Origin of the sequence: Microbacterium sp. 22215, from assembly GCF_052045655.1 — a bacterium.
GTDB lineage: Bacteria > Actinomycetota > Actinomycetes > Actinomycetales > Microbacteriaceae > Microbacterium > Microbacterium phyllosphaerae.
Genome location: NZ_JBQEPC010000003.1, coordinates 120,017 through 141,116, shown reverse-complemented (window position 1 = coordinate 141,116; position 21,100 = coordinate 120,017). Strand labels below are relative to the sequence as shown.

Genomic DNA, 21,100 nt, shown 5'->3' with positions numbered 1-21,100 from the left:
AGATGCCTCTACAAATCCCGGATCCTGTTCTCGGCGCCTGGACCAAGGGCTTCCCCGCGCATGCGTCGGGGATGCGCCTCTCGGAGGTGCCGGGTGCTGATCTGCACCTCTCCGACCTGGTGACGCCGGTGCTGACCGTCCACGAGTCGGCCCTCGCGCACAACGAGTCGACGGTCTTCGGGTGGGCGGCGTCGCACGGGGTGCTCCTGGCGCCGCATGGCAAGACCACGATGGCGCCCGCGCTCTGGCAGCGTCTGCTCGACGCAGGAGCCTGGGGCATCTCTGTCGCGACGCCCTGGCAGGCCGAGGTGGCCGTGGACGCGGGCGTCTCCACCGTCCTGATCGCGAACGCCGTCACCGACGCGGCGGCAGCGCATCATCTGGGGGATCTGCTCGCTGCAGACGCAGAACTGCGGATCCTCTGCTGGGCCGATTCCGTGGCGACCGTCGAGATCCTCGCCGCAGCGCTCGCGGGAGCGACGAGACCGCTCGACGTCCTCGTCGAGATGGGCGGGGCCGGAGGCCGTACCGGAGCGCGCACGATCGAGGAGGGGGAGCGCATCGCGCGTTCGATCCTCGCGTCACCCGGACTCCGGCTCGCCGGTGTCACGGGATATGAAGGCCCCTTCGGACCTGACCGCAGCGATGCGTCCGTCGAGGCCGTCGACGCCTATCTGCAGACGCTCGTCGCGCTTCACGAACGACTCGCATATCCGGGCGGAGTCCGACCTGTGCTCAGCGCAGGTGGCAGCTCCTTCCCTGATCGTGCGGCGGCGATTCTGGCCCCGCACCGCGATGACGCCGACATCGTGCTGCGGTCGGGAGCCTTCCAGATCCACGACGACGGCTTCTATTCGCGCATGTCGCCGTTCGGTCCGCTGACCTCGACGGCTCCGCTTCGGTCGGCGATGCACGCGTGGTCACGAGTCGTGTCCCAGCCCGAGCAAGGGCTCGCTCTCCTCGACGCGGGGCGGCGAGATGTGCCGTTCGACCTCGATCTGCCGATTCCGCAGAGCGTCGACGGCGAGATCACGGCACTGAACGATCAGCACGCCTTCCTCAGCCTCGCCCCCGGGGCCTCCGTCGCTCCGGGAGACGTCGTGCGTCTGGGACTCTCGCACCCGTGCACGGCCTTCGACAAGTGGCGGGTGGTCGCGATCATCGACGACCCGGATGCTGCGGATCCCCGTGTGCTCGGGGCGGTGTCCACGTGCTTCTGAGTGCGGAGAAGCCGGTGCGGGTGTACCGGGGCGCCACCGTCGTCGACGGGACGGGCGTCGACCGATTCATCGCCGATGTCGCCGTCGAAGGCGCGCGCGTCGTCGCGGTGATCCGCGAGGGCGACGAGAGCGTGCTCGAGCTTCCGGCGGCGGCGGTCGAGGTCGTCGCCACGGGCCTGGTGCTCGCGCCGGGGTTCATCGACATGCACGCGCACAGCGAGCTGGCGGTCCTTCAGGGTGCGAGGCATGAGGCGAAGATCCGACAGGGCGTGACCACTGAGGTGCTGGGGCAGGACGGCCTGGGCTACGCGCCTCTCGACGACGCCACGGCGACGGTCATCCCTGCGCAGATCGCGGGCTGGAACGGCACGCCCGATGAGGTTCCGTGGCGCACGGTCGACGATCTCCTCACCGCCATCGACGCGGTGTCGGTCGCCAATGCGGCGGTGCTGGTCCCTCAGGGCAACCTCCGGATGATGGTGGTCGGACACGAGAACCGTGCGGCGACGAACGATGAGATCGCCGAGATGTCCGACATCCTGGGCGCGGCGATGGACGCCGGCGCCTTCGGGATGTCGAGCGGACTGACCTACACGCCGGGGATGTACGCCGACACCGCCGAGCTCGAAGCGCTGTGCCGCGTCGTCGCCGAGCGGGGCGGATACTGGGCGCCGCACACGCGCAGCTACGGAGGGGCAGCACTGGATGCCTACCGCGAGGCGCTCGACATCGGTCGACGGACCGGATGCCCGATCCATCTCACGCACGCGACCATGAACTTCGCGCCGAACCGCGGTCGCGCCGACGAACTGCTCGCGCTCGTCGACGCCGCCATCGACGACGGCGTGGATGTCACCCTCGACACGTATCCGTATCTTCCGGGCGCGACGACACTCTCGGCGCTCCTGCCCAGCAGGCTGGCCGAGAGCGGTGATCTGCTGGGCACGATCGCCGCACTCGACGCCGAGGGGCGCGAGCTCGTGCGCGTCGAGCTGGAGGAGATCGGCTGCGACGGCTTCCACGGCGAGCGGGCCGATTGGGAAGCGATCCAGATCTCCGGAACAGCCGATCCGGCTCTCGCGGATCTCGTGGGACGCACAGTCGCCGAGATCGCTGCCACCTCGGGCAGGCGTGCGGTGGACGTGGTGCTCGACACGATCCTCGCTGATGCCGGTGCGACCGGCATCCTCATGCACATCGGCGACGAGGACAACGTTCGAGCCATCATGCGCCACCCCCGCCACAGCGGAGGCAGCGACGGGATCCTGATCGGCGCTCGACCGCATCCGCGTGGCCGCGGCACGTTCCCTCGTTATCTCGGACACTACGTGAGAGACCTCGGTGTCCTCACGCTCGAGGAGGCCGTCAGGCACCTCTCGGGCACACCGGCCGCACGACTCGGCCTCGATCGCGGAGACGCGCCTCGTGGCGTCATCCGCGAGGGGGCGACCGCGGATCTGGTGCTGTTCGATCCCGAGACCATCGCGGCGGGCGCGACCTTCGAATCACCCCACGCCGCGCCGATCGGGATCGCCGAGGTTCTCGTCGGCGGCGTTCCGGTGGTGATCGACGGAGCGGTCACGGGGGTGACTCCAGGGCGTGCGTTGCGGAGGACGCCGCCCGCGCATCGTGCGACCGTGCCGTTCGTTGCGTTCGAGATCGACCCGGCCGCGCCGCCGTTCGAGTGGACCGACGACACCCCGATCATCGCGCCTGCGCTGCTCGCCACCACGGCGTCGCGTCTGGGAAGCGTCTCCGCGGGCGACGTGTCGGGGCCAGCGATCTCGCTGCGGATCGACGAGTCCCTCGTGGCCGAGCCTTTCGCCGCCGGACGCGTCGGATCAGAGGCGTATCGGATCTCCGCGTCCGCAACGGGGATCGACGTCAGTGGAGCGAGCCCTGCCGGTGTCTTCCGCGGCGTCACGGTGCTTCGGCAGCTGCGCGAGCCGGGCGTCGCTCGCGCACGCATTCCCGCAGGGACCTGGCAGAGTGCTCCCGCCCACGGATGGCGCGGGGTGATGCTGGACGTCGCCAGGCATTTCCGCCCGATCGCCGACCTGCGGCGACTGGTCGATCAGCTCGCCGATCACCACCTCACGGTTCTGCACCTGCACCTCACGGATGACCAGGGGTGGCGCTTCGCCGTTCCCGGGTATCCGCGGCTGACCGAGATCGGTGCCCGCCGCGAGTCGACGCAGCTCGGACACGGGCCCCTCGCCACGGTGCTGCCCGGCGTCCACGAGGGGTACTACACCGACGCCGAGCTGCGCGATCTCGTCTCCTATGCCGCCGACCGGTTCGTCACGATCGTGCCGGAGGTCGAGCTGCCGGGGCACATCCAGGCCGGTCTCGCCGCCTATCCGGAGCTCGGCAACACCGATGTCGGAGAGCGGGTCACCGCGCCGTGGGAGCGATTCGGCGTGAACCCGCGAACACTCGCCCCGACGGATGCGGCTCTCGCGTTCGGTCGGGCCGCGATCGACGCCCTGGTCGATCTCTTCGACTCGCCCTGGATCGGGATCGGTGGTGACGAGGTGCCGGTGACCGAGTGGGAACGGAGTGCCGCGGCGGGGGAGCGGATGCGCGAGCTCGACCTCTCGACCCCGCATGACGTGCAGCCGTGGTTCACGTCGCACTTCGTGGCGCACGTGCGCGCCCGGGGGCGCACGGCTCTCGCCTGGGACGAGGTGCTCGAGGGGGACGTGCCCGACGGCGTGGAGATCCTCGCCTGGCGCGGGCCCGTCGCCATGCGGGAGGCGCTGCGACGTGGCATTCCGGTGATCGCATGTCCGGATCTCGAGGTGTACCTCGATTACCCGCAGGCGGATTCCGTCGAGGAGCCGATCCGGGTCGGACCGCCGCTGCCGATCGAACGCGCGTACACGCTGCGCGTCGAGGACGGCGCCTCCGGCGGACAGGCCAACGTCTGGACCGAGCATCTGCCGACCCGCGATCGGGTCGATTTCGCGCTGTTCCCGCGGCTCGCCGCGATCGCGGAGCGGCTGTGGGACGGAGGCGACCCGCCGCCGTTCGACGGGTTCGCGCGTCGGCTGCCCGTGCACCTTCGACGGCTCGCGGATGCGGGGGTGCGGTATCGTCCTCTCGACGGCCCGACGCCTGTGCAGCGACGGCCCGGGGTGCCCGGCAAGCCTCTGACGAGGGAGGCACGCGAGGAGATCGTCTCGGGCCTCGTCGCCCGTCTGAGGGAGCGCTCGCCCGCCGCGGCCGAGTCGCCCTCATCCTGATGTAACGTTTCGGTAACCCTCCCTGCGCCACTGCGGGCAGGGGTTGCGTAATTTTTGTTCGTAAGGTCTACTAACAAACATGTCCGTATCGGATGAATCGCGTTCATCGACGTCGCCAGACTTCGTCGGTGCGAGCTCACACGCCTTCGGCCCCGGGCGCCATCTGCGCTCCCGTTCGAAGGTCCTCCCGGAGCACGCGCGCGGTCACAATCGTGCACTCGTGCTGCAGACGCTGTACCACTCGGGGGCGATGAGCCGCGCCGACCTCTCGCGGGAGACGGGGCTGACCCGCGTCACCATCTCCGACCTCGTCGCAGAGTTCATCGCCGACGGCATCGTCATCGAGATGGGCGTGCGCGAGACGGTCGGACCGGGCAAGCCGCCCATCCTCATCGACATCGACCGTGTCGGCCACCAGATCATCGGTCTCGACCTCTCCGGACCCCACGCCTTCGTCGGAGCCCTGCTGAGCCTCGACGGCGATGTGCTCGAGCGTCGTGAGGTCCCACGCCCCGAGACGGCTGACGGAGACGCCGCCTACGCCGCGACTCTCGAGCTCGCCCGCGCCCTCGCGGCGACCGCGACGCAGCCCGTCCTCGGCGTCGGGATCGGCACTCCCGGTGTCGTGCGCCCCGACGGCGTCGTGCTCAGCTCGCCCAACCTCGGGTGGAGCAACCTGCCGCTCGAGGCGAAGCTGGGGATCGATCTCGACCTTCCCGTGCTGGTGCGCAACGACGCCAACGCCGCCGTGCTCGCCGAGTACACGTTCGGTGAGGCCAAGGCCGACTTCATGCTCATCAAGATCGGGCGAGGCGTGGGCGCCGGCGTCATCACCGGCAGCCAGCCGCTGCTCGGCAGCCGATTCGCCGCCGGTGAGATCGGTCACGTCGTGGTCGGCACCGACGGAGGACCCCGCTGCGCCTGCGGCAAGGACGGATGCCTCGAGGCCTGGCTCAGCGAGACACGGCTCCGCCCGGCGATCGATGCCGCGCCGACCTCGCGTGACGAGATCCTGCGCGACGCCGGCACGCGGATGGGTATCGCGATCGCCCCGATCGTGGCCGCGCTCGACCTGTCGGAGGTGGTGCTGTCCGGACCCGGCGATCTGCTCGACGGCGTGCTCATCGACGCGGCGGTCGAGACGCTTCACGCGCGCACGCTCGAGGGAGTCTTCGAGGATGCCTTGATCCGGCGCACGCATCAGGACGACATCGTGCTGCGGGGCGCCGCGGTGATGGTGCTCTCCAGCCAGCTGGGTGTCTCGTGACCCGCGAACCGGCCGCCGTCATGAGCAGGAGCACCATCCGATGACGGCCGCGATCGACGTCGACCTGGCCGGTCGACGGATTCGAGTGGGCCTGGATGTCGGCGGCACCAAGATCGACGCGGTGGCGGTGGGGCCCGAGGGAGAGATCCTGGCGCGCCTTCGCCGTCCGACGGGATGGGGCGAGGACGCGGTCGTCGTCAGCGTCGTCGAGGCCGTCGACGCGCTGGCCGCCGAAGGCGGTTTCACCCGCTCGGACATCGAGTCGGTGGGTGTCGGAATCCCCGGGCTCGTCGACGCCGACACGGGGCGAGTGCTGCATGCGGTGAACCTCGGGGTCGAGTCCCTCGATCTCGCGGGACTCGCCGGTCGTCAGCTCGGGATACCCGTGCGCGTCGAGAACGACGTGAAGGCAGCCGCACTCGGCGCCGCCGTGCTGCGCGGCATCGAGGGCTCCATGGCCTACCTGAACCTCGGTACCGGGGTGGCGGCGGGGATCGTCGTGGACGGCACGATCTGGCGCGGAGCGCGAGGAACCGCCGGCGAGGTCGGGCACCTCTCGGTCGATCCGAACGGGCGTCTCTGCGGCTGCGGTCAACGCGGCTGCATCGAGACGTTCTGCGGTGGAGGAGCGCTGGCGCGTGCCTGGGATCGACCCGGAGCGCTGCCGGTGCGCGACATCCTCGATTCCGCGGACGCCGGCGACGAGCACGCGATCGCGCTTCGTGCCGATCTCTTCCATGGCGGCGCCGCCGCGGTGCGAGCGCTCGTGCTCTCGGCCGACGTCGAGCGTGTCATCATCGGCGGTGGGCTCACCTCGCTCGGTGACCGTCTCCACGCCGGCATCCGTGCCGCCCTCCGAAGCGGAGCCGAGGCCTCCGCGTTCATGCGTTCCCTGCACCTCGACGAGCGGATCGAACTGCTCCCCGCCGGTTCCCCCGCTGCCGCCTTCGGCGCGGCGGTCGTCGGCGCCACCACCCCCACGAAGGAGATCGTGTCCCATGGCTGAAGTCGTCATCGTCGAGAACGCCGAAGCTGCGGGCGCCCTGGTCGCCGCAGAGATCGTCGACCTGATCGACGCTCGTGCGGACGCCGTGCTCGGTCTCGCGACGGGGTCGACCCCGCTCCCGGTCTACCAGGCGCTGCGCGCTCGACTCGCCGGTCGTGACGTCTCACAGGTGCGCGGTTTCGCGCTCGATGAGTACGTCGGACTCGACCCTGCGCACTCCGAGAGCTACCGGTCGGTGATCACTCGCGAGGTCGTCGAGCCTCTCGGCTTCGATCCGACCCGCATCCACGTGCCCAACGGTGCGCTGGCCACGATCCAGCACGCGGGCGACGACTACGAGCACGCGATCGATGCGGCCGGCGGCGTCGACCTTCAGATCCTCGGCATCGGCACCGATGGCCACATCGGGTTCAACGAGCCCGGTTCGTCTTTCGCATCCCGCACTCGTGTGAAGACCCTCACGGAGCAGACCCGGGAAGACAACGCGCGCTTCTTCGACTCGATCGACGACGTGCCGCGCCACTGCATCACACAGGGCCTGGGGACGATCCTGCGCGCCCGTCACCTCGTGCTGCTCGCCTTCGGTGAGGGCAAGGCTCAGGCCGTGGCGGATGCCGTCGAGGGACCGCTCTCGGCGATCCTCCCAGGATCCGCGATCCAGCTGCACCCGCACGCGACCGTCGTGGTCGACGAGGCCGCTGCGTCGCGACTGAAGCTCGCCGACTACTACCGCTACACCTACGCGAACAAGCCCGCGTGGCAGGGGATCTGAGGCCTCGGCCGTCAGCGACCGGCTGAGGGCCACGCGATCGGGAGCAGGTGCTCCACGCTGAGCGGGGCCAGCGGCAGCGTCTCGGCATCATCCGGGGTGATCCACCGCAACTCTGCCAGCTCGGCCTGCACGACGACCTCGGCAGCGGCGATCGAGACCGAGAACGCGTCGGCCACGACCCGATGACCGGGTTCGTTCGCGGCCTCGGAGACGAACGTGCCCAGGGGCTCGAGGTCGCCTTCGTCGAGGCGAAGGCCGAGCTCTTCATGCAGCTCCCGGATCAGGGTCTGCGACGCGGTCTCACCCGGTTCGGGCTTGCCGCCCGGCTGCATGAAGCGGGTCGTGCCCTGCTTGCGGACAACCAGAACACGGCCGGCGTCGTCGACGATCACCGCCGCACTCACTCGGATGTCAGGCATCGACCGCGAAGACCTTGCCGGGGTTGAGGATGCCGTGCGGATCGAAGACCCGGGTGATCTGACGCTGCAGCTCCCACTGATCGTCGCCGAGTTCATCGGCCAGCCAGCGGCTCTTGAGGGTCCCGATCCCGTGCTCGCCTGTGAGTGTGCCACCCAGGGCGATCGCGGCGCGGAACAGCTCGTCTGCGGCCGCCCAGACCTCTGCGGGAGGCTCCGCGCCCTCGAAGATGAAGTTGGGGTGCAGGTTTCCGTCGCCCGCGTGTGCGACCGTCGGGATGGTCATCGAGTGGGCCTTCTCGATACGGGCGATCTCGTCGAACATCGCAGGCATGGCGCTGCGGGGCACTGAGACGTCCTCGATGAGGGTGGTGCCGAGAGCGGACATCGCCGGATGCATCGCACGGCGGATGGCGAGCAGCCGCTCGCCCTCCTCGCGGTCATGGGAGACCTGGGTCTCGCCGTGGTGCGTGGCGAGGATCGTCTCGATCGTGGCGGCCTCGGTGATCGCCGCAGGTCCGTCGGTCTGAATGGTCAGCTGGGCGCTGCCCGCGGCGGGAGAGGGAAGATCGAGCAGCGCGGCGACGGCGGCGAGGCTCGCCGCGTCCATGAGCTCCATGATCGCGGGCTGGACGCCCGACGCCGTCACCGCGGCGGATGCCGCCGCTGCGGAGCGCACGTCGGGGAACGTCGCGGTGACCGTGCAGGTCGTGCCTTCGACGAGGCGGCGGAGTTTCAGGGTCGCACCCACGACGACGCCGAGGGTTCCCTCCGAGCCGATCACGAGCGAGGTGAGGTCGAGTCCGGTGACGCCCTTGACGCTGCGGTGACCGAGGTGGAGCAGTCGACCGTCGGCGAGCACGAGGTCGAGGCCGAGCACCGCATCGCGGACCACCCCGTATTTCGCGCAGAGGAGACCGCCCGCGCCGGTGGCGATGTTGCCGCCCACGGTCGAGATGGCCCGGCTGGCAGGGTCGGGCGCCCACCACAGACCGTGCTCGGCGAGAAGGTCGTTCAGGTCGGCGTTCAGGATCCCGGGTTCGACCACGGCGAGCAGGTCGTCGGCGCGGATCTCGTGGACCGCGGTCATGCGTCGGGTGGAGAGGACGATCTCGCCCGCGCCGCCGTTGGCAGCACCGGCGAGGCCGGTGCCGGCCCCTCGCACCACGACCGGCGTGAGCGTCTCGGAGGCGATGCGCATCACGGACTGGACGTGCTCGACGGTCTCGGCATGGACGACGGCGATCGGACGGCCCGTCGAGGCATGCCCTGACTGATCAGCGCGGGCGTCGTCGAGCGACGCAGGATCGGTGTCGACGAGCGCGCCGAGAACCGAGGTGAGCCGGTCGAGCACGCTCATGCGATACGACGGCGTCCGCTGACGACGCCGGCGCCGACGGCGACCACGGCGAAGGCGATGCCGATGAACGGCTGGTCCATGAGCCACCAGGCGATCGTGACGCCGACATAGATCAGCAGTTCGACGGCCGCGCGGAGGAACGGGTGCAGGCGCAGCACAGCGCGAGGCGAGAGGAAGAGGGCCCAGATCAGGATCACGACCACCGGGGTGCCGATGCCGAGGACGATGTTCCAGGGGAACGGCCACGTGAAGAATCCCCAGAGCGCGAGGCTGCCCACGGCGACGACCAGCACGATCGAGCGGATGATGTCGAGCGGGGCGATCTTCGGGCGCTCGACGCCGGGGACGGAGGCGGGATCCTGAGGCATGGATCCAGTCTATTCGCCGTGATGACGCGTCAGAGCGCGGGAGCGGCCTCGTCGACGGCGGTCGCGGAGTCGGGAACGACAGCGGGCTCGGACGGAGCCGTCGTCTCGACCGGAGCGGGTGCGGGCGCCGGTTCTTCGACGGGCGCCGTCTCCTCGACGGGTGCGGGTGTCGTCTCCTCGACAGGAGTCGACTCTTCGACGACCTCGGCGGGGGCGTCTGCAGCCGGTGCGGGGTCCGAGACCGGGACTGTTTCAGAAGGAACGTCCGAGACCGGCGCGGTGTCCGAAACCGGCGTTGCGGGCACGTCATCCCCGACCGGGGCATCGCAATCGGGGGCCAGGAGCACTGACTCAAGTGTCACGCCGAGCGACGAGAGCGACGTGGTGGCCGGCAGTGCAGGCCCGGTAGCTGTCAGGTAATGGATCTCGACGTCTGCATCCAGGAGGATCTGCACAAAGCCCGGCCGTAGACCGATCGTTCCGATTCCGGCATCGTTCAGTGATGCCCGGTCAGCGCCGCCAGCATGGCCTCCCAGGAGCGCCTGGATGTCAGCACCCGGTTCGCCAGCGACATTGATGGTCACATAGGTGATGGCTTCGTCGTCGAGGCAGATGCTCGTGTCACCGAGTTCGAGCGGAGTCGTCGGAATCTCGGGGTCCGTGCCGCCGCCACCGGGGTTCTCGCCGCCGTTGCCGGGAGTCTCGCCGCCGTTGCCGGGCGTTTCGCCGCCGTTGCCGGGCGTCTCGCCGTTACCCGGGTTCTCGCCGCCCGGAACGACGGGGGGAGCGGGCTTCACCGTCTCGATGGGCGCGGCGGGCGAAACGATTGCGGGTGCCGTGTCTTCTGCGGGCTCGGGAGTGACGGGCGCTTCGACCGGAGGAGCCTCGGGCTCATCCTCTGTCTTGGTGTCGTCGATGATCAGCGGCTTGTCAGCCGACATCGAGGCGTCGGGTCCGACGTCGGAGCTGATCGAGGAAGAGTCGCTGTCGCCGGCGCTCGGCAGAGATGCCGCCGGATTGGCTCCCGCGAGTCCGGGGATGATCGTGGCCGCGGCGACCACGCCGGCGACGACGAGAGCCGCGGAGCCCACGCCGACGAGGGCGCCCACCCCGCTCAGGATCCCGCCGCCCGCTGTCCCACCGGCTCCACCGCCCGCCGAACCACCGGCTGCGCCTCCGGTGCTGCCTGCACCAGCGCCCGCGATGCCTCCGGTCGCGGCGCCGCCGTCGGCGACGACCGCACCGTGCGTGACAGCGGAAGGCATGGCCGCGAGAGCGACGATCGGGGTGCCGCTGCCCTGAAGAGTCGCGAGGTAGCCGGCGGAGCCTGCCACGCCGAGCACGAGCGGAAGAAGCACGAGGGCCAGTCGCTTCGACACGTCCTTCGCCTCTGCGGCGACGATCATGCACCGGGCGCACTCGCCGAGGTGCTCTTCGAGTCGTTTGTGGTCGCGCGTGCTGAGATTGCCGCGCGAGTACGCGCCGAGGTGCTCGATGCTCCACTGGCAGTCGGAGCCGGCAGCGGCGCTGCGCAGATGGGCCTGGATCCAGGCCTCGCGAAGTCCTTCGCGAGCGCGGAAGGCGAGCTGTGAGACGGCTCCGGCCTTCATGCCGAGAAGAGGCCCGGCTTCCTGCGGCTTCATCTGCTCGATCTCGGTGTACCAGAGCACCTCCTGCCAGCGGGAGGGGAGGCTGCGGAACGCCTGAGCGGTCAGGCTGCGATCGAGCGCCTCGCTGGCAGCCTGCTCGGTGCTGTCGGGGTCGGCGACGGTGTCGAGCTCGTCAATGGCCGACTCGCGGCGGGAGCGACCCCAGGCGGCGGCGGTGTTGCGGATGCTGGTGAAGAGGTATGCGCGGAACGAGCCGTTCGGACCGCCGCCCTTGATGATCGCCTGGTAGATGCGCGTGTACGACTCCTGCACGAGGTCGTCGGGGTCGATGGAGGACGTGATCGACCTCGCCACGGACATGCCGGACGGGTAGTGCCGCCTCCAGAGTTCGCCGAATGCCGCCGCGTCACCCGAGCGGGTGCGCAGAACGAGATCGGCGTCTGCGATCGGTTCGTCGTGCGAAATGTCGTCGTGGTCCACAGTCATCCATCTGTCGCGGAGCGCGAGTGCGCCTCCACATGAAGAGACGCGTGAACCCCATTTTCATCACGCGCCTTCTCCATTCTCTCTCCAATCTCCCAGGCTCGCCACCCCTTGAAGGAAAGTTCGTTCACCGATGCTGCTGTCGAGAAACCCCTGTTCAGGCCGAAAACGAATCGAGACGGCGAACATTCTCGAAAAAAATCTGAGAAGTCGCGTAATGAATCGATGGTGCCTTCGTCTCATCACATAGAGACAGCCGACGAGCTCCACCGGGGGGCGGAGCTCAGGCGCTGGTGCAAGGGGTAAGTGCACCGGCATGGCGGGTCGGGCACCTCGGGGGAGGAGCGCTCGGCCCGCCAGCTCTCGACGTGGGGGGAATGTGACGGGGCCGCCGATCTGGGGAACGGCGGCCCCTCACCCACGAAGAGCGCGACCGGAGAACGCAGAGCTGCGCGTCGATGCGCGCGCGGCGTCCGCCTATGGTCGGTCGCCCACCCACACGCGCACGACGTGCAGCTGCGCATCCAGCAGCACGGCGTCGCCGACGTACCCGTCGTCGAGACGGCCGAGACGATCGGCATAGCCGATCGCGCGAGCCGGGGTCTCGGTGAGCGCCCGCACCGCCTCGGTCAGCGTCGCGCCCGCAGCGACCGCTCTGCGCAGAGCGACATCCTGGGTGAGGGTCGATCCGGCGATCGAGCCGGTGTCGTCCGCGCGGGCGATGCCGTCCTTCACCGTCACGCTGACGGCTCCGAGGTCATAGTGCCCGTCGGCGCTTCCGGCGGCCGCCATCGCGTCGGTGATGAGCGCGATGCGGCCGGGGGCGGAGTCGAAGACGAGCTTGACGATGTGCGGATCGAGGTGCACGTCGTCGGCGATCGCCTCGAGCACCACGCGATGGTCTGCGGCAGCGGCCAGGACGGGCCCCGGGGCGCGGTGGTGGATGCCGGGCATCGCGTTGAAGGCGTGGGTCAGCACCGAGGCGCCGGCTTCGAACGCGGCGACGGCCATCGCGGCATCCGCGCTGGTGTGCCCGACGGCGGCCGCGGCACCCGCATCGACGATGAGGCGGATCGCGTCGAGGCCGCCGGGGAGCTCCGGGGCGATCGTCACCTGGCGGATCGTCCCGCGACCTGCCTCGAGCAGGCGTGACACGTCGGCGGCGACGGGGTCGCGCAGCAGAGTCGGCTCATGGGCGCCGTGATGCGCCGGGTCGAGGAACGGCCCCTCGAGGTGCGAGCCGAGGATGTCGGCATCCGTCTCCCTCAGATCGGCGATGTCGGCCACTCGTCGAGCGAGGTCGTCGAGGGGTGCCGTCACCAGCGAGACGACCGCCCGGGTGGTGCCGTGCTCGCGGTGCAGCGCGCGGGCCGTCCTGATCGCGTCGACCCCGTCGTCGAACGACGCGCCTGCGCCGCCGTGCCCGTGGATGTCGATGAAGCCCGGGGTGAGCACAGCGTCGGGCCCGGCGATGACCGTCGCGTCGACGATCTCATCGGCCGGGCCCCAGGTGTCTCCCACGCCGCGGGCGGTGACCCTGCCGTGCTCGATCCGCACCCACGCGCCCTCGACGATCGTGCCGTCGTCGACGAGCCGTGCCGAGTGGATGACGAGTGAGCCCGTCGTCGTCGTGTCGGGTGTCATCGCTCGCTCCAGGGGATCTCTTCTGCGGGGTGGAAATCGACGTGCTCAGCCTTCCACAGGGGTGCCATCGACCCGAGGCGGACGCGGAACGACTCCCAGTCGCGCTCGGGGGCGCTGCGAGGAGACCATGCGATCTCGGCCTGCGCCGCGGCACGGGGGAACACCAGCTGCTCGACATCGCTGAAGGTGCGGGTGGTCTCACTCCACAGCGGCGCCTCGATGCCGAGGATCGCGCTGTCGGGCACGTCGAGCACCCGGGTCGGCTCCCACTCGTACGCCGAGCGGACGTCGATGATCGCCGCCCACGTGAGCCCGAGCGGGAACTCGGCGGTGTACTTCATGTCGAGGTATGCGGCGTCGGCGGCCGACATGATCAGCGCCCCGCCGCGCTCGACGAAATGCGCGGCCTCTGCGGCATGCGTGCCCTCGGGTGTCGTCTTGCCCCAGTACTGCCCGATGGTGCCTTCGGCGATGTCCTTCGCCGCGCCGACCTCGTGCCAGGCGAGAGGGATCTTGCCCTCCTCGAAGACGATCGCGGTCGCCCTCTCGACGAACAGATCGAAGTCCGCCTGAGGAGTGCCGAGCGACTCGTCTCCGCCGATGTGGATGTACGGACCCGGGGTGATCTCTGCGAGCTCCCTCACGACATCGCGGACGAATTCGTAGGTGCGCTCCTCGTGGATGCGAACGCTCGAGTGGCCGACGCCCCAGCCGAGGTAGGGCTCACCGGCGACGGGCAGCGGCTGGCCGAGGCGCGCCGACTCGGCGACCAGGCTGTCGTTCATGACCGGGGCCTCGACGAGGTCGGGGTAGGCGACGCCGATGGCGTGAGTGTGACCGGGCAGATCGATCTCGGGGATCACGATCATGTGGTGCTGGGCGGCATACGCGACGATCTCGCGGTAGTCGTCCTTCGTGTAGAACCCACCCCGGTCGCCGAGCGATGCGGTCGACGACGCGAGCTCGGTCAGCTTCGGCCACGAGTCGATGTGGATGCGCCAGCCCTGGTCGTCGGTGAGGTGCAGGTGCAGGTGATTGAACTTCAGGGCGCTGGTGCTGTCGATGAACTTCTTCACCTCGTCGACGCCGAAGAAGTGGCGCGTGACGTCGAGCATCACGCCGCGTCGCTCGAACCGGGGCGCGTCGGTGATCTCCGCTCGCAGGAATCCCCATCCGTCATCACCCTCGCGGAGCAGCTGCAGCAGAGTCTGCACGCCGTAGAAGAGCCCCGCCTCGTCACCTCCGATGATCTCGACCGCATCCGTGATCGAGAGGGTGTACCCCTCGGGCGCCGCGGAGGCCGGGTCGACCCGCATCACGACATCCCCGGTGGCGGCGGTGGTGGCGGGGGCGGTGGCGTGCGAGAGGCGGATGCCGGTGCGCCGCGCCACGGCGTCGATCAGGTGCACCGTGGAGGGTGAGTCGCCGATGACTCGGGTGCTGTCGGAGATGGGCATCCTGCCCTCGCCGGAGACGATGGAAGCGGGCAGGGGGACGAGAGGCATGGAATGGGGAAGGACCATGAACAAAACCTACCCTGCGCCGCGCCGGGAGCACAGGGAAATCGGCTATGCTTTCACACGTCGCGACTGGCGTCTGGGTGGACTACCACCGGGGAGCGACTGACCACGGAATTCGACCGCGCGCCTGGGCCGATAGGTATACCCCTTCGAATCCGTTGTCAGAGGAGCATGTCATGACCGACCGTTACTTCAACGCCCCGCTCGCCGAGGTCGACCCCGAGATCGCTCAGGTCCTCGATCGTGAGCTCAAGCGCCAGCAGACGTTCCTCGAGATGATCGCATCCGAGAACTTCGTCCCCGTCTCGGTCCTGCAGTCGCAGGGCTCCGTGCTGACCAACAAGTACGCCGAGGGCTACCCGGGTCGCCGCTACTACGGTGGCTGCGAAGAGGTCGACGTCGCGGAGGAGCTCGCGATCCAGCGTGCGAAGGACCTGTTCGGTTCGGAGTTCGCCAACGTCCAGCCGCACTCCGGCGCATCCGCCAACGCCGCCGTGCTGCACGCGATCGCGCGCCCCGGCGACACCCTTCTCGGGCTCGCGCTCGACCAGGGCGGTCACCTGACGCACGGCATGAAGATCAACTTCTCGGGCCGTCTCTACGACATCGTCGCCTACGGTGTGGACCCCGAGACCTCGACGATCGACATGGACGAGGTGCGTCGCCTCGCCATCGAGCACAAGCCCAAGGTCATCATCGCCGGCTGGTCCGCCTACCCTCGCACGCTCGACTTCGCCGCCTTCCGTGCGATCGCCGACGAGGTCGGCGCGCTGCTCTGGGTCGACATGGCGCACTTCGCCGGCCTCGTCGCCGCCGGGCTGCACCCGAACCCGGTGCCGCACGCTCACGTCGTCTCGTCGACCGTGCACAAGACGATCGGCGGCCCCCGCTCGGGCTTCATCCTGACGAACGACGCCGACCTCTCGAAGAAGATCAACACGGCCGTGTTCCCCGGGCAGCAGGGCGGACCCCTCATGCACGTGATCGCCGCCAAGGCGACCGCGTTCAAGCTCGCAGGCACCCCCGAGTTCAAGGAGCGCCAGGAGCGCACCCTGCGCGGCGCGGCGATCCTCGCCGAGCGCCTCTCGCAGCAGGACGTGAAGGATGCCGGCATCGGAGTCCGTTCCGGCGGCACCGACGTGCACCTGGTGCTCGTCGACCTTCGCGAGGCCGAGATCGACGGCAAGCAGGCCGAAGACCTGCTGCACGACATCCACATCACGGTCAACCGCAACGCGGTTCCGAACGACCCGCGTCCGCCGATGGTGACCTCGGGGCTGCGCATCGGCACGCCCGCGCTCGCGACCCGCGGCTTCGGCGACGCGGAGTTCACCGAGGTCGCAGACGTGATCGCTCTCGCACTGCTCCCGGGTGCCGATGTCGAGGCCCTCCGCGCTCGCGTCGACGCGCTCGCCGCAGGCTTCCCGCTCTACCCGGACCTGCAGCAGTGACCGCTGCGATCCTCGACGGCAAGGCGGCGTCGGCTGCGATCAAGGCCGAGCTGACCGAGCGGGTCGCCGCGCTCAAGGCGAAGGGCATCGTCCCGGGCATCGCGACCGTGCTCGTCGGCGCCGATCCGGCATCCCAGCTCTACGTCGGCATGAAGCACCGTCAGTCCGAGGCGATCGGGATGAACTCCATCCAGCGCGAGCTGCCGGCCGACGCGACCCAGGCTGACGTCGAGGCGCTGATCGACGAGCTCAACGCCGACCCCGACTGCCACGGCTACATCGTGCAGCTGCCGCTGCCGAAGCACATCGACACCGATGCGATCCTCGAGCGGATCGACCCGGCGAAGGATGCCGACGGCCTGCACCCGACCAACCTCGGTCGGCTCGTGCTCAACGTCAATAACCCGATCCACACCCCGCTGCCGTGCACGCCGCGCGGTGTGATCGAGCTGCTGCTGCGCAACGGCTACGACCTCACGGGCAAGCACGTGGTGGTCGTGGGTCGAGGGGTGACCATCGGTCGCTCCATCGGCCTGCTGCTGACCCGCCGCGACCTGAACGCCACGGTCACGCTGACGCACACCGGCACGGTCGACATGCCGCGCTACCTGCGCGAGGCCGACGTGATCGTCGCAGCGGCCGGCGTGAAGCACCTCATCCGCGCCGAGGACGTGAAGCCCGGTGCCGCGGTTCTCGATGTGGGCGTGACGCGCGAGACCGACCCCGAGACCGGCAAGAACCTGGTCTTCGGCGACGTACACCCCGACGTGGCAGAGGTCGCGGGCTGGGTCTCGCCGAACCCCGGCGGCGTCGGCCCGATGACCGTCGCACTGCTCATGACCAACGTGGTCGAGGCGGCAGAACGCCTCGTCTGACCTGCATCGGTCCCGATCTGCGCATCCGGTCCCGATCCGCTGACCTCTCCCGCTGATTCGCCTGCGAATCGGGACGAGGTCCGCAGATCGGGACCGTCTGCGTTCAGCCGAGCTCGTCCAGCATCCGGCGCTGCTCCGGCGTCAGCCCGTCCTGGAGCTCTTCACGCGCCTCGGCGGTGGCCTGTGTCTCCGCGGCCGTGGGGGCAGAGGCCGACGCGGCCTTCCTGCCCGAGACTCTGCCCTGCACGGCGTCATACAGCTCGCCGGCCTTCGCCCGCAGCCTGTCGTCGACCTGGTCGTAGATCATCCAGCCGAACAGCAGGAGCAGCGGAGGAAGCGCGTAGCTCCAGAAGCCGGAGGCGCGCACACCGCTCAGCCAGACGACAGCCACCCAGATGATCAGCTCGACCAGGTAGACGAGGACGTACTGCACGACCTTCTCGCCGGTCTTCGTGCGATCGGCCGCGGACTTCGCCGCGGCTTTGCGGAAGGCGCCGGTGAGCAGCGGCTTCACGAACAGCGCGGCGAGAGTCAGGATGACCGCGGCCCAGAGCGCGTGGAATCCGACGGAGACACCGGCGGACAACAGGCCGATGAGCAGCAGCACCGCGACGTTGAACACGTAGAGGGCGGCGAACCGGACGATTCCGTTCTTCATGCGACCAGAATTCCACAATCCTGGATGCTGCGGCACCTCCCTGGCGAGCCGGGAGTGCTCAGCGTGCGGGGAAGGCGCGCTCGACCGCATCCACGACAGTGCCGTACACCGAGTCCCACGGCACGTTCGGGGGAGTCACCCCCGCGAGCTCGAGGCTCACGGCACCGTGCACCTGCGCCCAGACGGTGAGTGCCGCGGCCATCACCTCGGACTCGTCGACGCGTGCCGCGAGTGCGCGTACGAGCGGCGCCATCGCCGTGCTCATGGTCGCGTCGTCCGGGCGGCAGTCCTCGGTGGCCACCCCGCCGCCGAACATGAGGCGGTAGAGCGCGGGGTTGGCCATCGCCCACTCCCGATACGCGAGCCCGAGAGCGCGCAGCCCCTGCGGTTCTGCTGCGGCCTGTGCGTCGCCGAACGATGCGAAGCCGTGCTCGATCACGGCGACGAGAAGCTCGGTCTTGCCGCCGTAGAGGGAGTAGACGGCCGAGGTCGAGGTGCCCGCGTTCTGCGCGATGTCGCGGAGGCTGATGCGCTCAGGCCCCTTCTCGTCGACCATCATGGCGGTCGCGTCGAGGAGGCGGTCACGCAGCGCGTCGTCGTACAGGGGAGGTCTTGCCATGGGGTCGAGCTTACCGTAACGTTGTTGTATAACGCAGTTACATAACTATGTTCCAAGGAGTGAACCATGACTCAGCAGGTCTTTCCCGGCCGCTTCACCGCGGCCCCCGGCCGATCGGATGTCACCGTGTTCCTGATCGGGATGCGCGCGAACAGGTGGTGGCAGATCGGCCGGGTGATGCGGACCGCGAGCAAGATGCCGCCGATGCTGCGCCACCTCGCGACGCACGCGGATGCCGGCATGCTCGGTGCCCACAGCTGGTTCGGCCGCACGACGATCCTGCTGTCGTACTGGGAGAGTCCCGAGCATCTGCAGCGCTTCGCCGCCGACCGGGATGCGCCGCACCTGGAGCCGTGGCGCGACTTCATGAAGACGCTGCAGGGGACAGGCAGCGTGGGGGTCTGGCACGAGACGTATCAGGTCCCGACCGCTGATCTCGAGGCCGTGTACGTCGACATGCCCGCGTTCGGACTCGCGGCGGCCACCACGCACGCACCCGTGGGGCCCGGAACGAAGACAGCGCGCCAGCGGCTGGGCCGCTGACGCGCTGTCTTCGACGAGGATCAGCCCTGGGGGTGCAGGCTGCTCTCGATGTTCGTGATGCGCGCCTGCTCGTCGAAGCGGAACGTCGCCGTGCCTGTGCTGTCGGTGATCGTGGCACCCGTGAAGGCCTCATCGGTCCAGGTGAGTGTCCAGCCGGCCAGGCGGGCGGCATCCCAGACCGCGGTGCGGGCGTCGGGCAGTGCCAGGCCCGAGAGGATGCGGGGGAGGACGATGGCCGCGGAGGCGACCGTCAACGGGGGGAGCGGCGCGTCGAGCAGGAACACCGCGTACGTGCCACCGCCGACCGGTGCGAGGTAGTACGGCGCACGACCGGTGAGCTCGACGGCGACCGCGCCGACCGTGTGAGCGGCCCTCGTGATCCACTCGGCATCGCCGGCCGCGTCTTCGGGGAAGGGGAGTTCGGTCTGGCTGAGCTCGGGAATGCCGTGCTCGGTGCCGTAGTCACGCAGCTGCGCGGCGACACCGGCGGCGTCTCCCTGCGGATGCGCCCACGCCCAGAGCAGCGAGCGCGGCCCGGGGGCGATGGTCGCGACGAGGTGTGCACGCGTCACGAGCTGTCGCGAGGGGTCGTCGTTCGACGTGAAGGTGAGGGTTCCCGCGGCCATGTCGGCATCCCAGCGGTTGTCGCCGAGGCTTTCGAGAGCCGTGGCCAGCGAATCCTGGCGAAGGGCGGTGAACAGTGCGGCACGGTCTGCGAGCGGCTGGAGCGCGGCGAAGGTCATGAGCCCAGTCTCGCCCGGATTGCTATGAATCCGCCAACTCTGCGCGGCCGTTCACGGCGTCGGCCGGGCGTCCCATGCGCCAGACGCTCGGTACGGCGAGGGTCACCACTGCGATCGTCGCGTAGAGGATCCCCGATGTGACGAGCACGGTGGTGACGTCGCTGTGGGTGATGAGCCATCCGTAGACGAGGGTGCCGATGGGCATCACCACGTAGCTCCCGAGCATGTCGTAGCTTGAGACGCGTGACAGCTTGTCGCCCGGGATGTTCTCCATCATCGCCAGGTTCCAGCCCGTGCTGAAGACCTCTGCGCCCGCGCCGGCGATGAACGCGGCGATCGCGAGCAGGATCACGGCCGGGTGCACGCCGAGGGTCGTGAGGGGGATGGCGAACGCGGCCATGCCGATCATCCCGTAGCGGAGTGGCCGCTTGAGCGGGAACCACATCAGGACGAGGGTCATCAGCAGGATGCCTACGCCTTCGGCGCTGACCACCCACCCCCAGCCGGCGATGCCGAGCCGCTCGTCGTTCTTCGCGATGTACGGACCGACGACGCCCCAGGCGCCGATGTGGATCGCGTTCATCACCATGAAGGCGAGCACGATCACCCACAGCCAGGTGCGACTCCAGAACTCGCGCCAGCCGACACGGAGGTCGTGGAACATCGTCGTTCCCCCGGCATGATCCGGGGGAGGGAGCCTGACCAGAGCCAGGACGGGGATGGCGATGACTCAACCGATCCCCTGCACGACCATCGCCCAGGCGGGGCCGGCGGCGGCGACCACGATGCCGGCGATGATCGGCCCGCCGATCGTGGTCGCTGAGCGCACGAACGACAGCATCGCGTTCGCCTGCTGCAGATGCTCGGGCGAGGTGAGCTGCGGGATGATCCCCTGCATCGCCGGCAGCACGAATGCCGTGGAGGCGCCGTTGACGACGGACAGCAGGGCGAGCAGGGGAACCGTGGCCGTGCCGCTGAACAGGAGCGTCGCCATCGCCCCGACCGTCAGGATGTCGATGACGTAACAGGACTGGATGATGAGCGCGCGCGGCAGACGATCGGCGATCACTCCTCCGAACAGCAGGAAGACGATGTTGCTGACGGTGAACGCGGCGAGCACGAGCGACAGGGAGCGGGCGTCGTTGTCGATCTCGAGCACCGCGAAGGCCAGGGCGATCGACGACATCGATCCGGCGATCAGCGTGATCGCGCGGGCGAGGAAGAACCAGCGGAATCCCTTGTCCTGCATCGCCGCGAGGGCGCGGATCATGACGGCGCCTCGCTTCTCTGCATCCGTCAA

The 21,100-nt window shown here is 69.3% G+C and carries 19 protein-coding genes and 1 riboswitch; of the genes, 8 read left to right on the top strand and 11 right to left on the bottom strand.

Annotated elements, in window-relative coordinates; genetic code table 11:
* The first annotated feature begins 2 nt into the window (after positions 1 to 2).
* From ACTJKH_RS06655 to nagB, 5 genes are all read left to right on the top strand, one after another.
* Positions 3 to 1,220, top strand: coding sequence for an alanine racemase (locus ACTJKH_RS06655; protein WP_440736263.1), 1,218 nt, complete (start codon positions 3 to 5; stop codon positions 1,218 to 1,220).
* Positions 1,211 to 4,465 carry a family 20 glycosylhydrolase gene (locus tag ACTJKH_RS06650; protein ID WP_440736262.1) on the top strand — a complete coding sequence of 1,085 codons (3,255 nt, stop codon included), beginning with the start codon at positions 1,211 to 1,213 and terminating at the stop codon, positions 4,463 to 4,465. The genes ACTJKH_RS06655 and ACTJKH_RS06650 overlap by 10 nt, the downstream gene beginning before the upstream one ends.
* 79 nt (positions 4,466 to 4,544) lie before the next feature.
* On the top strand, positions 4,545 to 5,732 hold the full coding sequence (locus tag ACTJKH_RS06645) for an ROK family transcriptional regulator (protein WP_440736261.1): 1,188 nt from the start codon (positions 4,545 to 4,547) through the stop codon (positions 5,730 to 5,732).
* A 40-nt stretch (positions 5,733 to 5,772) separates the two neighbouring features.
* The gene (locus ACTJKH_RS06640) at positions 5,773 to 6,738 is read left to right on the top strand and encodes an ROK family protein (protein ID WP_440736260.1); all 966 of its coding nucleotides are present in this window, start codon (positions 5,773 to 5,775) and stop codon (positions 6,736 to 6,738) included.
* A complete protein-coding gene (gene nagB / locus ACTJKH_RS06635) occupies positions 6,731 to 7,510 on the top strand; it encodes a glucosamine-6-phosphate deaminase (protein ID WP_440736259.1) in 780 nt (259 codons plus the stop codon). Before ACTJKH_RS06640 ends, nagB begins: the two co-directional genes overlap by 8 nt.
* An 11-nt stretch (positions 7,511 to 7,521) precedes the next feature.
* On the opposite strand, the gene ACTJKH_RS06630 is transcribed toward nagB, so the two are convergent.
* The 6 genes from ACTJKH_RS06630 to ACTJKH_RS06605 all read right to left on the bottom strand — a co-directional run bounded on the left by ACTJKH_RS06630 (position 7,522) and on the right by ACTJKH_RS06605 (position 14,914).
* Entirely contained in the window at positions 7,522 to 7,929 is a 408-nt protein-coding gene (locus ACTJKH_RS06630; protein WP_440736258.1) for an NUDIX hydrolase, read from the bottom strand.
* Positions 7,922 to 9,286: an FAD-binding oxidoreductase gene (locus ACTJKH_RS06625; protein WP_440736257.1), complete on the bottom strand. Its 1,365-nt coding sequence runs from the start codon at positions 9,284 to 9,286 to the stop codon at positions 7,922 to 7,924. Before ACTJKH_RS06625 ends, ACTJKH_RS06630 begins: the two co-directional genes overlap by 8 nt.
* Entirely contained in the window at positions 9,283 to 9,654 is a 372-nt protein-coding gene (locus ACTJKH_RS06620; RefSeq protein ID WP_259160119.1) for a YrdB family protein, read from the bottom strand. The genes ACTJKH_RS06625 and ACTJKH_RS06620 overlap by 4 nt, the downstream gene beginning before the upstream one ends.
* A 29-nt stretch (positions 9,655 to 9,683) precedes the next feature.
* A complete protein-coding gene (locus ACTJKH_RS06615) occupies positions 9,684 to 11,750 on the bottom strand; it encodes a sigma-70 family RNA polymerase sigma factor (RefSeq protein WP_440736256.1) in 2,067 nt (688 codons plus the stop codon).
* A 474-nt stretch (positions 11,751 to 12,224) separates the two neighbouring features.
* Positions 12,225 to 13,391, bottom strand: a complete 1,167-nt coding sequence (gene nagA / locus ACTJKH_RS06610; RefSeq protein ID WP_440736255.1) for an N-acetylglucosamine-6-phosphate deacetylase — start codon at positions 13,389 to 13,391, stop codon at positions 12,225 to 12,227.
* Entirely contained in the window at positions 13,388 to 14,914 is a 1,527-nt protein-coding gene (locus ACTJKH_RS06605; protein ID WP_440736254.1) for a family 20 glycosylhydrolase, read from the bottom strand. Before ACTJKH_RS06605 ends, nagA begins: the two co-directional genes overlap by 4 nt.
* 52 nt (positions 14,915 to 14,966) lie before the next feature.
* A riboswitch (ZMP/ZTP riboswitch) is annotated at positions 14,967 to 15,051 on the top strand.
* Between the two features lie 36 nt (positions 15,052 to 15,087).
* Here ACTJKH_RS06605 and glyA point away from each other — a divergent pair.
* Together glyA and ACTJKH_RS06595 are read left to right on the top strand one after the other, a co-directional pair.
* Positions 15,088 to 16,362, top strand: coding sequence for a serine hydroxymethyltransferase (gene glyA, locus ACTJKH_RS06600; RefSeq protein ID WP_440736253.1), 1,275 nt, complete (start codon positions 15,088 to 15,090; stop codon positions 16,360 to 16,362).
* Complete coding sequence (locus ACTJKH_RS06595; RefSeq protein ID WP_440736252.1) at positions 16,359 to 17,237, top strand: bifunctional methylenetetrahydrofolate dehydrogenase/methenyltetrahydrofolate cyclohydrolase; 879 nt, start codon at positions 16,359 to 16,361, stop codon at positions 17,235 to 17,237. Before glyA ends, ACTJKH_RS06595 begins: the two co-directional genes overlap by 4 nt.
* 103 nt (positions 17,238 to 17,340) lie before the next feature.
* On the opposite strand, the gene ACTJKH_RS06590 is transcribed toward ACTJKH_RS06595, so the two are convergent.
* Together ACTJKH_RS06590 and ACTJKH_RS06585 are read right to left on the bottom strand one after the other, a co-directional pair.
* Positions 17,341 to 17,895 carry a hypothetical protein gene (locus ACTJKH_RS06590; RefSeq protein WP_440736251.1) on the bottom strand — a complete coding sequence of 185 codons (555 nt, stop codon included), beginning with the start codon at positions 17,893 to 17,895 and terminating at the stop codon, positions 17,341 to 17,343.
* Between the two features lie 58 nt (positions 17,896 to 17,953).
* Complete coding sequence (locus ACTJKH_RS06585) at positions 17,954 to 18,514, bottom strand: TetR/AcrR family transcriptional regulator (protein ID WP_440736250.1); 561 nt, start codon at positions 18,512 to 18,514, stop codon at positions 17,954 to 17,956.
* A 66-nt stretch (positions 18,515 to 18,580) separates the two neighbouring features.
* On the opposite strand from ACTJKH_RS06585, the gene ACTJKH_RS06580 reads away from it, so the two are divergent.
* On the top strand, positions 18,581 to 19,057 hold the full coding sequence (locus ACTJKH_RS06580) for a DUF4188 domain-containing protein (protein ID WP_440736249.1): 477 nt from the start codon (positions 18,581 to 18,583) through the stop codon (positions 19,055 to 19,057).
* Positions 19,058 to 19,077: 20 nt separating this feature from the next.
* Here the strand turns inward: ACTJKH_RS06580 and ACTJKH_RS06575 are convergent, their stop codons facing one another.
* From ACTJKH_RS06575 to ACTJKH_RS06565, 3 genes are all read right to left on the bottom strand, one after another.
* Positions 19,078 to 19,800 carry a DUF6882 domain-containing protein gene (locus ACTJKH_RS06575; protein WP_440736248.1) on the bottom strand — a complete coding sequence of 241 codons (723 nt, stop codon included), beginning with the start codon at positions 19,798 to 19,800 and terminating at the stop codon, positions 19,078 to 19,080.
* A 22-nt stretch (positions 19,801 to 19,822) separates the two neighbouring features.
* Entirely contained in the window at positions 19,823 to 20,464 is a 642-nt protein-coding gene (locus ACTJKH_RS06570; RefSeq protein WP_440736247.1) for a hypothetical protein, read from the bottom strand.
* Between the two features lie 66 nt (positions 20,465 to 20,530).
* Complete coding sequence (locus ACTJKH_RS06565) at positions 20,531 to 21,070, bottom strand: MFS transporter (RefSeq protein ID WP_440736246.1); 540 nt, start codon at positions 21,068 to 21,070, stop codon at positions 20,531 to 20,533.
* Positions 21,071 to 21,100 lie beyond the last annotated feature (30 nt).